Annotated in this window: 14 protein-coding genes; 4 read left to right on the top strand and 10 right to left on the bottom strand. The window is 71.0% G+C overall.

Features of this window, described 5'->3' with window-relative positions; genetic code table 11:
• Positions 1-170: 170 nt before the first annotated feature.
• Complete coding sequence (locus ACIBJH_RS13205; protein ID WP_399116913.1) at positions 171-1,523, bottom strand: class II 3-deoxy-7-phosphoheptulonate synthase; 1,353 nt, start codon at positions 1,521-1,523, stop codon at positions 171-173.
• Positions 1,524-1,586: 63 nt separating this feature from the next.
• Between ACIBJH_RS13205 and ACIBJH_RS13200 the strand changes: the two genes are divergently transcribed.
• Together ACIBJH_RS13200 and ACIBJH_RS13195 are read left to right on the top strand one after the other, a co-directional pair.
• Positions 1,587-1,676, top strand: coding sequence for a trp operon leader peptide (locus ACIBJH_RS13200; RefSeq protein ID WP_399116911.1), 90 nt, complete (start codon positions 1,587-1,589; stop codon positions 1,674-1,676).
• A gap of 92 nt (positions 1,677-1,768) precedes the next feature.
• Positions 1,769-3,634 carry an anthranilate synthase family protein gene (locus ACIBJH_RS13195; RefSeq protein ID WP_399116910.1) on the top strand — a complete coding sequence of 622 codons (1,866 nt, stop codon included), beginning with the start codon at positions 1,769-1,771 and terminating at the stop codon, positions 3,632-3,634.
• Positions 3,635-3,698: 64 nt separating this feature from the next.
• On the opposite strand, the gene ACIBJH_RS13190 is transcribed toward ACIBJH_RS13195, so the two are convergent.
• From ACIBJH_RS13190 to ACIBJH_RS13175, 4 genes are all read right to left on the bottom strand, one after another.
• On the bottom strand, positions 3,699-4,727 hold the full coding sequence (locus tag ACIBJH_RS13190; protein ID WP_399116909.1) for a 6-phosphofructokinase: 1,029 nt from the start codon (positions 4,725-4,727) through the stop codon (positions 3,699-3,701).
• 134 nt (positions 4,728-4,861) lie between these two features.
• Entirely contained in the window at positions 4,862-5,539 is a 678-nt protein-coding gene (locus ACIBJH_RS13185; protein WP_399116908.1) for a response regulator, read from the bottom strand.
• Positions 5,536-6,759: a MacS family sensor histidine kinase gene (macS, locus tag ACIBJH_RS13180; protein ID WP_399116946.1), complete on the bottom strand. Its 1,224-nt coding sequence runs from the start codon at positions 6,757-6,759 to the stop codon at positions 5,536-5,538. Before macS ends, ACIBJH_RS13185 begins: the two co-directional genes overlap by 4 nt.
• Positions 6,760-6,790: 31 nt before the next feature.
• Complete coding sequence (locus ACIBJH_RS13175; protein ID WP_399116945.1) at positions 6,791-7,537, bottom strand: lysophospholipid acyltransferase family protein; 747 nt, start codon at positions 7,535-7,537, stop codon at positions 6,791-6,793.
• A 199-nt stretch (positions 7,538-7,736) separates the two neighbouring features.
• On the opposite strand from ACIBJH_RS13175, the gene ACIBJH_RS13170 reads away from it, so the two are divergent.
• Positions 7,737-8,549 carry an alpha/beta hydrolase gene (locus tag ACIBJH_RS13170; RefSeq protein WP_399116944.1) on the top strand — a complete coding sequence of 271 codons (813 nt, stop codon included), beginning with the start codon at positions 7,737-7,739 and terminating at the stop codon, positions 8,547-8,549.
• Positions 8,542-9,141 (top strand): hypothetical protein, encoded by a 600-nt coding sequence (locus ACIBJH_RS13165; RefSeq protein WP_399116907.1) that lies wholly within the window; start codon positions 8,542-8,544, stop codon positions 9,139-9,141. The genes ACIBJH_RS13170 and ACIBJH_RS13165 overlap by 8 nt, the downstream gene beginning before the upstream one ends.
• On the opposite strand, the gene ACIBJH_RS13160 is transcribed toward ACIBJH_RS13165, so the two are convergent.
• The 5 genes from ACIBJH_RS13160 to ACIBJH_RS13140 form a co-directional block, all read right to left on the bottom strand.
• Positions 9,138-9,884, bottom strand: coding sequence for an endonuclease/exonuclease/phosphatase family protein (locus ACIBJH_RS13160; RefSeq protein WP_399116906.1), 747 nt, complete (start codon positions 9,882-9,884; stop codon positions 9,138-9,140). The two genes, ACIBJH_RS13165 and ACIBJH_RS13160, sit on opposite strands and share 4 nt — an antisense overlap.
• A 235-nt stretch (positions 9,885-10,119) precedes the next feature.
• A complete protein-coding gene (locus ACIBJH_RS13155) occupies positions 10,120-11,073 on the bottom strand; it encodes an ROK family glucokinase (RefSeq protein ID WP_200711589.1) in 954 nt (317 codons plus the stop codon).
• 104 nt (positions 11,074-11,177) lie between these two features.
• Complete coding sequence (locus tag ACIBJH_RS13150; protein ID WP_200711590.1) at positions 11,178-11,663, bottom strand: DUF5304 domain-containing protein; 486 nt, start codon at positions 11,661-11,663, stop codon at positions 11,178-11,180.
• An 81-nt stretch (positions 11,664-11,744) separates the two neighbouring features.
• Positions 11,745-12,914, bottom strand: coding sequence for an ArsA family ATPase (locus ACIBJH_RS13145; RefSeq protein WP_399116905.1), 1,170 nt, complete (start codon positions 12,912-12,914; stop codon positions 11,745-11,747).
• Between the two features lie 179 nt (positions 12,915-13,093).
• Complete coding sequence (locus ACIBJH_RS13140; protein WP_200711592.1) at positions 13,094-13,537, bottom strand: SRPBCC family protein; 444 nt, start codon at positions 13,535-13,537, stop codon at positions 13,094-13,096.
• Between the last annotated feature and the right edge of the window lie 55 nt (positions 13,538-13,592).

Raw genomic sequence — 13,592 nt, 5'->3', positions numbered from 1 at the left:
ATTCTAACGGGGGTCGCGTGGGACACCTCGCCGTGTGGGGGGGGGGGGGGGCGCGCCCCCCCCCCCCCCCCCCCCCCCCCCCCCCCCCCCCCCCCCCCCGGCGGCGGCCCCCCCCCCCCCCCCCCCCCCCCCCCCCCCCCCCCCCCACTCTGCTGTAACAGGTGAAACGGTTACTGGTCCCTGTACATCTCGGCGACGAGGAAGGCCAGGTCAAGGGACTGGCTGCGGTTGAGGCGCGGGTCGCAGGCCGTCTCGTAGCGCTGGTGCAGGTCGTCGACGAAGATCTCGTCGCCGCCGCCCACGCACTCGGTGACATCGTCACCGGTCAGCTCGACGTGGATGCCGCCCGGGTGGGTGCCGAGGCCCTTGTGGACCTCGAAGAAGCCCTTCACCTCGTCGAGCACGTCGTCGAAGCGGCGGGTCTTGTGGCCGGAGGCCGCCTCGTACGTGTTGCCGTGCATCGGGTCGGTGATCCAGGCGACGGTCGCGCCGGACGCGGTGACCTTCTCGACCAGCTCGGGCAGCTTGTCGCGGACCTTGTCCGCGCCCATCCGCACGATGAAGGTGAGCCGGCCCGGCTCGCGGTCCGGGTCGAGGCGCTCGATGTACTGCAGCGCGTCCTCGGCGGTGGTCGTCGGGCCGAGCTTGATGCCGATCGGGTTGCGGATCTGGGAGGCGAACTCGATGTGCGCGCCGTCCAGTTGGCGGGTGCGCTCGCCGATCCACACCATGTGCCCGGAGACGTCGTAGAGCCTGCCGGTGCGGGAGTCGACCCGGGTGAGGGCCGACTCGTAGTCCAGCAGCAGCGCCTCGTGCGAGGAGTAGAACTCGACGGTCTTGAACTCCTCCGGGTCGGTCCCGCAGGCCCGCATGAAGTTCAGCGCGTTGTCGATCTCCCGCGCGAGCTGCTCGTAGCGCTGACCCGACGGGGACGACTTCACGAAGTCCTGGTTCCAGGCGTGCACCTGGCGCAGGTCGGCGTAGCCGCCGGTGGTGAAGGCGCGGACCAGGTTGAGCGTGGAGGCGGACGCGTTGTACATCCGCTTCAGGCGCTCGGGGTCCGGGACACGGGCCTCTTCGGTGAAGGCGAAGCCGTTGACGGAGTCGCCCCGGTAGGTGGGGAGGGTCACCCCGTCGCGGGTCTCGGTCCCCTTGGAGCGCGGCTTGGAGTACTGGCCGGCGATACGGCCGACCTTGACCACCGGCACCGAGGCGGCGTACGTCAGTACGGCGCCCATCTGGAGGAGGGTCTTCAGCTTGTTGCGGATGTGGTCGGCGGACACCGCGTCGAAGGCCTCGGCACAGTCGCCGCCCTGGAGGAGGAACGCCTCTCCCTTGGCGACGGCCGCCAACCGGGCACGCAGCTGGTCGCACTCGCCCGCGAAGACGAGCGGCGGATACGACGCGAGGTCCGCGATCACTGCGCGCAGAGCCTCGGTGTCGGGGTACTCGGGCTGCTGCGCCGCGGGCAGGTCTCGCCAGGTGTTGCCAGCGCTGGCGCTGGTCTTAGCGTTCACGGTCACGTCCTCAACATTACGGGGTCGTGTCGAGTCGTTTTCGCACGGCTCGACAGGTGAGACGTCCCCATGCTCACCTGGGCGTGGGGTAGGGTGCGTGCCATGTTCGCGCATTCGACCCAGAACTGGTGGTGGACCGCTCATCCGGCGGCCCACTGACTGCGCGTACTCCCAGTACTTCGCGAAGGCCGCCTGAGGGCGGCCTTCGGCGTTTCCGGGGCCGTTCCTCACCCATCGATGGCAGAGGAACCATGGACCTGACACAGCTGCTGACCGACGACCGCCCGTTCGCCCTGCTGCGCCGCCGCACACCGGGCCACGACGAGAACACGGTCGAGGTCTTCCTCGGCCCGGTCTCCACCCACGACCGCCTCGCCGACCTCCCCGCCGAGGGCCTGGCCCTGATCCCCTTCCGCCAGATCCGCGAACGCGGCTTCGACGTCCGTGACGACGGCACTCCCCTGGCCTTCCTCACCCCCGAGGAGTCGTACGGCATCCCGCTCGCCGACGCCCTGGACCAGCTGCCCGCGCACGACGTACGGGTCGAGGGCGGTGGCTTCGACGTCGGTGACGAGGCGTACGGGGAGATCGTCGGGCGGGTGCTGCGGGAGGAGATCGGGCGCGGCGAGGGCGCCAACTTCGTCGTCCGGCGGACGTACGAGGGCGAGATCCCGGGGTTCTCGCGCAAAGACGCTCTCGCGCTCTTCCGACGGCTCCTCGAAGAAGAGCGGGGCGCGTACTGGACGTTCGTCGTGCACACCGGGGAGCGCACGCTCGTGGGCGCGAGCCCCGAGGTGCACGTGCGGATGTCCGGCGGGACCGTCGTCATGAACCCGATCAGCGGGACGTACCGCTATCCGGCGGAAGGTCCCACCCCCGAGCACCTGCTCGCCTTCCTCGCCGACGGCAAGGAGATCGAGGAGCTGTCGATGGTCGTCGACGAGGAACTCAAGATGATGTGCACGGTCGGCGACATGGGCGGGGTCGTCGTCGGGCCCCGGCTGAAGGAGATGGCCCATCTCGCGCACACCGAGTACGAGTTGCGCGGCCGGTCCACGCTGGACGTGCGGGAGGTCCTGAAGGAGACGATGTTCGCGGCGACCGTCACCGGGTCGCCGGTGCAGAACGCCTGCCGGGTCATCGAACGCCACGAGGTGGGCGGAAGGGGCTACTACGGCGCCGCACTGGCCCTGCTCGGCCACGACTCCGGCGGCGCCCAGACCCTCGACTCCCCCATCCTCATCCGCACCGCCGACATCGACCCGGCCGGCCGGCTGCGGGTCCCGGTGGGCGCCACCCTCGTCCGCGGCTCCGACCCGGCGGGCGAGGTCGCGGAGACCCACGCGAAGGCGGCGGGAGTCCTGGCGGCTCTCGGCGTACGACCGTCCCGGCCGCGCGAGGAGAGCACCCGCCCCCGGCTGGCCGACGACCCCCGGGTGCGCGCCGCCCTCGACGGTCGCCGCACCTCTCTGGCCCCCTTCTGGCTACGGATGCAGGAGCGCTCCGAGGAGCTGACCGGGCACGCGCTGGTCGTCGACGGGGAGGACACCTTCACGGCGATGCTCGCGCATGTGCTGCGGTCGAGCGGTCTGGAGGTGACCGTGCGGCGGTACGACGAGGAGGGGCTGCGGGAGGCGGTGCTCGCGCACGAGGGGCCGGTGGTCCTGGGGCCGGGCCCCGGTGACCCCTCCGACACGGCCGACCCGAAGATGCGGTTCCTGCGGGACCTGACCGCCGAGTCCCTCCGCGAGAACCGGCACGGCGTCCTCGGTGTGTGCCTCGGGCACGAACTGATCGCGGCGGAGCTGGGGTTGGAGATCGTACGCAAGGAGGTTCCGTACCAGGGGGCGCAGACGACGGTCGATCTGTTCGGGCGGGAGGAGACCGTCGGCTTCTACAACAGCTTCGTGGCACGCTGCGACGACGAGGCCGCCGCCGAGCTGGAGGCCCATGGTGTGGAGGTCAGCCGTAGCGCGAGTGGTGAGGTGCATGCGCTGCGGGGGCCGGGGTTCGCCGGTGTGCAGTTCCACCCGGAGTCCGTGCTGACGCTCAACGGGGCCGCTGTCGTACGGGAGTTGGTGGGTCAGCTGCGGGGGACGAGCACGCGGTCGGTGTAGTCGAAGCCGGTGGAGCGCCGGCCGGGCTGAGTCGCCCGGCCGGCGCCCGAAGTGCGGCCACGCCTCAGCCGAAGAACACCGCGACCTCCTCGTACAGCTTCGGATCCACCGTCTTCAGCTGGGCCGTGGCCTCCGCGATGGGTACGCGGACGATGTCCGTGCCGCGCAGGGCGACCATCTTGCCGAAGTCGCCGTCGCGGACCGCCTCGATGGCGTGCAGGCCGAAGCGGGTGGCCAGCCAGCGGTCGAAGGCGCTGGGCGTACCGCCGCGCTGGATGTGCCCGAGGACGGTGGTGCGGGCCTCCTTGCCGGTCCGCTTCTCGATCTCCTTGGCCAGCCATTCGCCGACCCCGGACAGCCGGACGTGCCCGAAGGAGTCGAGGGTGCCGTCCTTGAGGACCACGTCGCCGTCCTTGGGCATGGCCCCCTCCGCTACGACCACGATCGGGGCGTACGACGCCTTGAAGCGGGAGGTGATCCAGCCGCACACCTGCTCGACGTCGAAGCGCTGCTCGGGGATGAGGATGACGTTGGCGCCGCCGGCCAGGCCGGAGTGGATCGCTATCCAGCCGGCGTGCCGGCCCATGACCTCGCAGACGAGGACCCGCATGTGCGACTCGGCGGTGGTGTGCAGCCGGTCGATGGCCTCGGTGGCGATGCCCACGGCGGTGTCGAAGCCGAAGGTGTAGTCGGTGGCGGACAGGTCGTTGTCGATGGTCTTCGGTACGCCGACGCACGGCACGCCGTACTCGTCCGAGAGCCGCGCGGCCACGCCGAGGGTGTCTTCGCCGCCGATCACGATGAGTGCGTCGACCTCCTGCGCGGCGAGGTTGGCCTTGATGCGGCCGATGCCGTTCTCCAGCTTCAGCGGGTTGGTGCGGGAGGAGCCGAGGATGGTGCCGCCGCGGGGCAGGATGCCGCGCACCGCGGGGATGTCGAGACGGACGGTGTCGCCTTCGAGCGGGCCTCGCCAGCCGTCCCGGTAGCCGACGAAGTCGTAGCCGAACTCCTGGACGCCCTTGCGGACGATGCCCCGGATGACGGCGTTGAGTCCGGGGCAGTCGCCGCCTCCGGTCAGTACTCCGACGCGCATGGAAAATTCCCTTCGCCGCAGTTTCCTGTGACAGCCACGCTAATGGTGATCCAGGTCACAGGGGGATGGGCGGGAAGGTCAATTCCGAGATCAATTCAGTTGAATTGTCGGGTAGTTGATCTACCCCGGCCCGGCTACGCGTCGTCGAGGCCGCGCTCTATCGCGTACCGCACCAGCTCCACGCGGTTGTGCAACTGGAGCTTGCCCAGGGTGTTCTGGACGTGGTTCTGGACCGTGCGGTGCGAGATGACCAGGCGTTCGGCGATCTGCTTGTAGCTCAGGCCCTTGGCGACCAGGCGCAGCACCTCGGTCTCCCGGTCGGTGAGTTGGGGCGCCTTGGGCTCGTCGCTGCCGGCGGCCGGTGCCGGGTCGGAGGCCAGGCGGCGGTACTCGCCCAGGACCAGTCCGGCGAGCCCCGGGGTGAACACCGGGTCACCGACGGCCGTCCGCCGCACCGCGTCCAACAGCTCTTCCGTGGAAGCCGACTTGAGCAGATAACCCGTCGCGCCCGACTTCACCGCCTCCAGCACGTCGGCGTGCTCACCACTCGCCGAGAGCACCAGGACGCGCAACGCCGGGTTGGCGCCCACCAGTTCCTTGCAGACCTGGACACCGGGCAGCACCGGCAGGTTCAGGTCGAGGACCAACACGTCCGGGGCGGCGGCCCGGGCCCGGCGTACCGCCTGCTCGCCGTCCCCGGCGGTGGCGACCACCTCGAAGCCGGACTCGGCCAGGTCGCGCGCCACGGCATCGCGCCACATCGGATGGTCGTCGACCACCATGACCCTGATCGGGCCCCGCTGCTCACTCATCGTGCCCCCGCCTTCCCCCGCGCCTTCGGTACCTTCAACTCAACTTCCGTGCCCTGCCCGGGAATCGAGACCAACTCGGCACTGCCGCCCAGGTCCCGCAGCCGCCCCCGGATCGACAGGGCGACCCCGAGCCGCCCCTCCCCCTCGGCCTGCGCGAGCCGCCCCTCGGGGATACCGGGCCCGTCGTCCCGCACGGTCACCACGACCTCCCCGGGCTCGTCCTCGACCAGGATCCAGGCACGGGCCTCGTCACCGGCATGCCTGCGCACATTGTCCAGCGCGGCACCGACAGCGGCGGCCAGCTCCTTCGCGGCGGGCGCGGGCAACGGCACCGGGGCACCGGGCTCGGCGAAACTCACCTTCGCCGCGGCGTACGGGGCGAGCAGCGACCGAAGATCCACCGGACCGTCTTCGTCGACATCATCGGATTCCTCCTCCACGGCTCTCACGACCGCGCCCTCCGCCGCGTCCAGCGAGATCCGGGAGACGGGCACCAGGCCGCCGGAGACCAGGGTGCGCAGGGCGATCTCCTGCTCGCCCGCCATCCGGCCCAGTTCGCCCGCCTCGCCGCCGAGCACGGCACCGCGCCGCTGCACCATGGCCAGCACCTGGAGCACACCGTCGTGGATGTCCCGGGCGAGCCGCTCCCGCTCCCGGGTGGTGGCCTCGATCTCCAGGGCGCGGGCGAGGGTGCGCTCGGAGGCGCGGGCGACCTCCACGACGTAGCCGATGGCGATGGAGGCGACCCAGACGAGCACCACGTTGTGGACGGTGTCGCGGGCCGGGGAGCCGCGTTCGATCAGGTTGGCGACGGCGACCGGGGTGGAGGCGAACGCGGCCCAGCGCCAGCCGCCCTTGATGGCGTAGGCGAGGACCGAGCCTGCGGTCCATATCGACGGCAGGGTGGGGCCGCCGCTGTCGATGTGGTGGTCGTTGGCCGCGAGCGGGGTGAGGACGATGCCGGTCAGCGCGATCGCGAGGTCGGCGGCGAGGAAGCGCTTGGTGCAGGCGACCGCGCTCTGCACGCGGGGCAGGGTGGCGAGCGTCCAGACGAACAGGACGACGTAGAAGGCGATGGCGATGCCCGGGCGGTCGAACTGGTCGTACTCGGAGGCGAACAGTCCGACCGCGTACAGCATGGTCAGCACCCGGTAGCCGCTCAGGGCACGCCACAGCGGCTGCTCGACCGACATTCTGATGACGCGCTCGCGCTTGGCCAACTCCCCCACCCCCGACACAGCCGACCCCACCCTAGGGGCTGGTCTGTTCCTTCTCCGCTTGTGCGAGCGCGGCCTTGCCGGCCTTGTCCGCTTCCTTCTCGGCCTTCGCCGCCTCCGCGATCTGCCGCTTGGCGGCCGTCGCGTAGATGTCTACGTACTCCTGGCCGGAGAGCTTCATGATTTCGTACATGACCTCGTCGGTCACGGCGCGCAGCACGAAACGGTCGTGCTCCATGCCGTTGTACCGGCTGAAGTCGAGCGGCTTGCCGATCCGGATGCCCGGGCGCATCAGCTTCGGCACGACCTTGCCCGGCGGCTGGATCTTCTCCGTGTCGATCATCGCGACCGGGATCACCGGGGCACCGCTGGCGAGCGCCACGCGCGCGAGGCCGCCGGGTTTGCCGCGGTACAGGCGGCCGTCCGGGGAGCGCGTGCCCTCCGGATAGATACCGAACAGTTCACCGCGCTCCAGGACGTCGAGCCCGGCCTTGATCGCGGCCTCGCCCGCCCCGCGCGCACCCGAGCGGTCCACCGGAAGCTGGCCGGCACCCTTGAAGAACGCGGCCGTCAGCTTGCCCTTCACCCCGGGCGTCGTGAAGTACTCGGCCTTCGCGATGAAGGTCACCTTGCGGTCGAGGACCGCGGGCAGGAAGAACGAGTCCGAGAACGAGAGGTGATTGCTCGCCAGAATGGCGGCGCCCTCCGCCGGAATGTTCTCAAGGCCCTCCACCCACGGCCGGAAGGCGACCTTCAGCGGCCCACCGATGGCGACCTTCATCGTGCCGTACAACAACCGAGTGCCTCCTGTGCTCATCGATCAGACCTTAACCCGGAGCACCGTCAAAGGACCCGACGGCCCTGGTCGGTGTCAGTGCGGTCGCGTACGGTTAACCGCACCTGGACTCGTTCACGCCTCACTGACGCACACCCTTCTTCATGAACATGAACACGCCCCTCTCATGAACAGGAGACCGAAGGTGCCGGTCCTCCCCGGAGCCGAGCCGTACCGCCACGAGGGCGGGGAGGTCGGAGTTCTCCTCTGCCACGGCTTCACCGGTTCCCCGCAGTCGCTGCGCCCCTGGGCGGAGTATCTGGCCGAGCGCGGCCTCACCGTGTCGCTGCCGCTGCTGCCCGGGCACGGCACCCGCTGGGAGGACATGCAGCTCACCGGCTGGCAGGACTGGTACGCGGAGGTGGACCGCGAGCTGCGCGCCCTGCGCGAGCGCTGCTCGCAGGTCTTCGTCGCGGGCCTGTCCATGGGCGGCGCGCTGGCCCTGCGGCTGGCCGCGAAGCACGGCGACGAGATCAGCGGAGTCGTGGTCGTCAACCCCGGTATCAAGGTGCACGGCCTCGCCGCGTACGCCCTTCCGGTCGCCCGCCACCTGGTGCGTACGGCGCCGGGTATCGCCAGCGACATCGCGAAGGAGGGCAGCGACGAGGTCGGCTACGACAAGGTGCCGCTGCACTCCGCGCACTCGCTGCGCATTTTCTTCCGGCTGGTCGACCGCGAGCTGCCGCAGGTCACCCAGCCGCTTCTGCTGCTGCACAGCACCCAGGACCATGTGGTGCCGCCGGCCGACTCGGCCCGTGTCCTCAGCCGCGTTTCCTCGGCCGACGTGACGGAAATCCTGCTGGAACAGAGCTACCACGTCGCGACGTTGGACCACGACGCGGACCGGATTTTCGAGGAGAGCTTCACGTTCATCGGCCGGCTCGCACCCAGTGTCGGCAAGCAGGCGTCCGACACGGGCCGGGTGAGCGAGCAGGAAGGGACGGCCACAGGTGGCTGAGCACGACTCCGACCGCGAGGGCCTCGAACCGGACGAGCAGGGCGTCCCGTTCGACGAGGAGGCCGCGTGGGCCGCGATCGTCGCCGGATACGGTGACGAGCCCAAGGATCCGCCGGGCGCCAAGCCGTTCAAGTCGATCGAGGACCTGGCGCTGCTCGACCCCGAGAAGAACGACGAGCAGCCCAAGGCCAAGGAGCAGTCCTCCAAGGACAAGGACACAGGCGCGGAGGAGCCGCCGCCCGCCAAGCCGCTGGGCAGCTCCGTCTCCTTCGCTCCCGGCGTCGGCGGCCCCCGCGACTACACCGCGCCGGACGCCTCCGAGGAGGACTTCGACGAGGACGACGAGGGCCACTTCGTGCCGCCGGAGCCGCCGCCGCTGCCGGCCGCCGACACGACGGCCAAGTTCGCCTGGCTCGGGGTGATCGGCGGCCCGATCCTCCTCCTGCTGGCGGTGCTGCTCGGCTGGGACATGACCTGGTGGCTGGCGACCGTCGGCATCGGCGGCTTCCTGGGCGGCTTCGGCACGCTGGTGATGCGGATGCGGACGGACGACGAGGAGGGGGACGACCCCGGGCGCGGGGCCGTCGTCTAACTCGCGGGCACTTTGAGGGCGGCCAGGACCGGGAAGTGGTCCGTGGCCGCCCTCAAATCTGTCTCCGTCACTCCCGGCTGCTCCGACGGCACCCCGCACCCCAGCACCTCGACGCCCTGCGTCGCGAAGATCGCGTCGATGCGCTGGAAGGGGTTGCCGGGGGTCCAGGTGTACTCCTTGCCCCAGGGGCTGGTGACCCAGCAGTCCTGGAGGTCCTTGGCCAGCCGGGTGAAAGTCCGGCCTCCGGGGCGGTCGTTGAGGTCGCCGCCCGCGATCGCGTGGTCCACGCCCATGCCGGCCAGCCGGTCGAGCAGCATGCCGCCCTGGTCGTAGCGCTCGTCCTCGCGCAGGCTGAGGTGGCAGCTGAGGACGCCGAGCCGGGCGCCGCCGAAGCGGACGACCGCAGTCGCGAAGCCGCGGCGGTGTTCGCCGGGGGTGAGGGGGAGGAGTACGTCCTCGGTGCGTTCGACTGTCGCCCGGAGCGAGCAGAGCAGGGCCGGACCCGCGGCGGTGCCGCCGCCGGAGAGGACGACCAGGTCGGAGGCGGACGCCAGTCTGGCGAGCTTCTTGCGCCAGCGGAAGAAGCGGGGGGCTTCCTGGATGAGGACGAGGTCCGGGGCGCAGGCCCTGATCACCCGGGCCAGGGCGGCTGTGTCGTCGCGCATCGAGCGGATGTTGTAGCTCAGGACGCGGATGATCGCGGAACCGTCGGGTTCGGTGCGGGAGTTGGGGAGCGGCGCCATGTGGATCAATTTACGCCGCGACGGAAACGGCTGCGCGCCCAATGGCTCGGGGCGCGGGGTACGTGTGCGACTGCCGGTCGGATGTGGCTGGTCGCGCAGTTCCCCGCGCCCCAAAAGCAATAGCGAGGCGCGAGGAACACGAGCGGCTGCCGGTCGTTCGCGACTGGTCGCGCCCACGCGGCGGAGCCGCACATTTACACAGCCCCGCGCCCCTAAAGACATGAGGCGACGCGCTTTACATGATCGGGTCGGGCTCTCGTGCCAGGTCCGCCGCTCCGACCATCCCCGCCTTGTTGCCCAGCTGGGCCGCGATCACGTCGGCCACCGGGCGCCAGTTGCCGCCCACCAGCCAGCGTTTGTAGGACTTGCGGATCGGGTCGAGGACGAGTTCGCCCTCGTCCGAGAGGCCGCCGCCGACGATGAACGCGGAGGGGTCGAAGAGGGAGGCCAGGTCGGCGAGGCCGGCGCCGGCCCAGCGGGCCAGCTCGCGGTAGGAGTCGACGGCGACCGGGTCGCCCTGCCGGGCGGCCATGGAGATGTGCTTGCCCTCGATGCCCTCGGGGGTGCCGTCGCCGAGCGAGAGCAGGACGTCCGCGGCCTCGGGGGTCGCGTTGGCGCGCTGCTTGGCGTAGCGGACGAGGGCGCGGCCGGAGGCGTACTGCTCCCAGCAGCCCTGTGAGCCGCAGCCGCACAGCAGGCCGTCCGGCACCATGCGGATGTGGCCGAACTCGGCGGCCACCCCGAAGTGCCCGCGGCGCAGCTTGTTGCCGATGATGATGCCGCCGCCGAGGCCGGTGCCGAGGGTGATGCAGATGACGTTGCGGTGGCCCTTGCCGGCGCCGAACTTGTACTCGCCCCAGGCCGCGGCGTTCGCGTCGTTCTCCACGACGACGGGGAGGCCCACGCGGGCCTCGACCTTGTCCTTCAGCGGCTCCTGGCGCCAGTCGATGTTCGGCGCGAAGTAGACGGTGGAGCGCTGCCGGTTGACGTAACCTGCCGCGCCGATGCCCACGCCCACGATCTCGTGCCCGGCGCGCGCTCCGTCGACGGCGGCGGCGATGGCGTCGACGATGCCCTCGGGCGTGCCCGGGGTGGGCACCTGGTGGGTCGACAGGATGTTGCCTTCCTCATCGACCACGCCGGCCGCGATCTTGGTGCCGCCGATGTCGACGCCGATGGTGAGTCCCATGAATCCCTCAGTTTCGGTCGAGCCCCGCTACGGCCCACCGTACCCGAGGGGCCGGCGTCGGATTGGCGACGTCGGTCCGGAGAGCGGGCCCTCCGGAGCAGGTCCTAGTCGAGGTCGATGCGCTCTCCGGGGCCGGAGTCGTCGCCCGGGTCGCGCAGGTTCTTGAGTTCGCTGTCGCGGGCCGTCCAGCGCTGTTCCTGGGCCTGGACGGCTGAGCGGTACGCGGCGAGGAGTTCGTTTCCGGCCGCCGCGAGGTGGTCGAAGACGTCCGGGTTGCGTTCGATGACGGGCTCGACGGCGGCCTTGGCCTGCTGGACGACCTGCTTGACCACCTGCTGGGCGGCCGGTCCCGCGACCTGGCCGAGCAGCGGTGACTGAAGGCCGGCCAGCTTGTCCGTGACGGTGTCGACGAGCTTGCGCAGTTCCTCGGCGGCCGAGCCCGGGGGCGGGCCGTACTGGGTGCGGCGGCGGGCCTTCTCCGCCGCGAGGTCTTCGGCGGCCGCCGTCGCCCAGGCGTCGGCGTCGGTCGCCCGCACCTCGTCGAGCGCCTCTTCCTTGCCGGCCTCGTACGGGGGGAGCTCTTCGCTCATGACGGACTCCTGACTACGGTTCGTCTCTACGACGTTACCCGAATGGGCGTACGTGCTTCACGTCTCCGCACGCACCAATGCTCACCTTCCCTGCGGCCACAGTCCCGGGTCGGGTGTGAAGCGGATGCGCAGCTCGCCCTCGCGGAGGGCGGCGCCTGCCACGGTGCAGCGGCGCAGGGCCGAGGGCAGGGGGACGATACGGCGGAACTGGCCGACGGTGACGACCAGTTCGTCGCCGCGGCGGACGAGGTCCAGCTCGTCCCGTATCGCGCCGGGCAGCGGGATGTGCCAGACCAGAACTCCGTCTTCGGCGAGTTCGTCGGTCACGGGCCACTCGACCGTGGAGCCGGTCGCGTTGACACCGGGCACGGCGAGCGCGGCGAGGTCGTCGGTGCCGCGCGGGTCGTGGCCGAGGTGGCGGACGGGATGGCAGTCGTACGTGCCCTGCCACTCGTCCAGGGTCTTGCGCTGCTGGGCGTTGAGGCCGGCGAGCCAGGTGTCCTCGACGGACTCGGGCAGCACCCGGTTGGCGATCAGTACGTCCGGGCGCAGGCCGCGCAGGGCGAGGGCGAGACCGGCCGCGCGGACGGCGTCGGCGCCTGCCGGGCCGGGTTCGGCGACCAGGCGTACGGAGGTGTTCCGGTCGGCGAGGACCGCCTCGACGGCCGCCAGTTCCACGTCCCAGCGGCCCGCGGTGTCGTAGAGCCACTCCGAGGGCATCGGGACGCCGGCGAGGCGGCCGAGGACCGGGCGCAGGGCGCGGGCCGCCTGGCGCTCCGCGGGGAGGAGGCGGCGGAGGTAGCGGCGGAGTTCCTCGGGGAGGGCGAGGAGGGCGAGGGCCTGGGGGGTGGGCGGGAGGTCTACGACGAGGAGGTCGTAGGCCTCCGAGAGGGCCGCGTCGCGCAGGGCGCGGAGCAGGGCCAGTTCCTCGGCGCCGGGGAGGGGGGTGAGTTCTTCCGCGTCCAGGCGGGCGGCGCCCAGGAGTTCGAGGGCGGAGGAGGCCCGGTTCTGGAAGGCGGTGAGGTCTGCGCGGAACGACTCCGTGGCGTCGGGGCGCCAGGCGGTGAGGTGGTCGGTGACCCGGACGGGCGCCGCTCCTGTCGGCACGGCGAGGGCCGCGCCGAGGGTGTCGGCCCGGTCCGCCCCCAGGAGCAGGGTGCGAGTGCCGTTGCCTGCGGCGGCTTGTGCGGTGGCGGCGGCGAGGGTGCTGCGGCCGCTGCCGCCTGGGCCGGTGATCAGGAGGGTGCGCATATGAGTGAACGGTAGTCGGTCGGTGGGGGGTGAGCGCCGTTGCTGGGGGCTGCCGCCCCCAGGCCCCCGCTTCGGCCCTGAAGGGGCCTCGTCCTCAAACACCGGACGGGCTGACTGTGGCGGCCTGTGTCGAAAAGGCGCCGGACGGGCGGACAAGTGACCGGCGCCAATAAGTCGCCCTACTTCTCCCCCGACTCCACCCGCTTCTTCAGCCCCGCCAGCGCCCTGTCGATGATGACCTTCTCCGCCTTGCGCTTGATCATGCCCAGCATGGGGATCTTGACGTCCACGGTCAGCAGGTACGTGACCTCCGTGGCGCCCGCGCCCTTGGGCTTGAGGAGGTAGGAGCCGTCCAGGGAGCGCAGCATCTGGGACTTGACGAGGGTCCAGGAGACCTCGTTGTCGCCGGTCCAGGTGTACGCGAGGACCTGGTCGTCCTTGATCGCGCCGGCGTCCATGACGAGGCGGACCTGTTCGGCGCGGCCCCGCTCGTCGGTCTTGAGGACGTCCGCCTCCTTCACCTCGCCGGTCCAGTCCGGGTAGCGGGCGAAGTCGGCGATCACCTCCATGACGTCGGCCGGTGCCGCCTCGATCGTGATGCTCGAACTGGTGTGTTCCGCCATCGCTGTGGCTCCTCCAGATGCGGACCGGCAGGGCGTCGTCATCGTGCGCTTGTGC

The organism is Streptomyces sp. NPDC050548 (assembly GCF_044457385.1).
In the GTDB taxonomy this organism is placed as follows: domain Bacteria; phylum Actinomycetota; class Actinomycetes; order Streptomycetales; family Streptomycetaceae; genus Streptomyces.
Note: the sequence above shows the minus strand (reverse complement) of the source record. Positions and strands in the feature narration are given on the sequence as shown.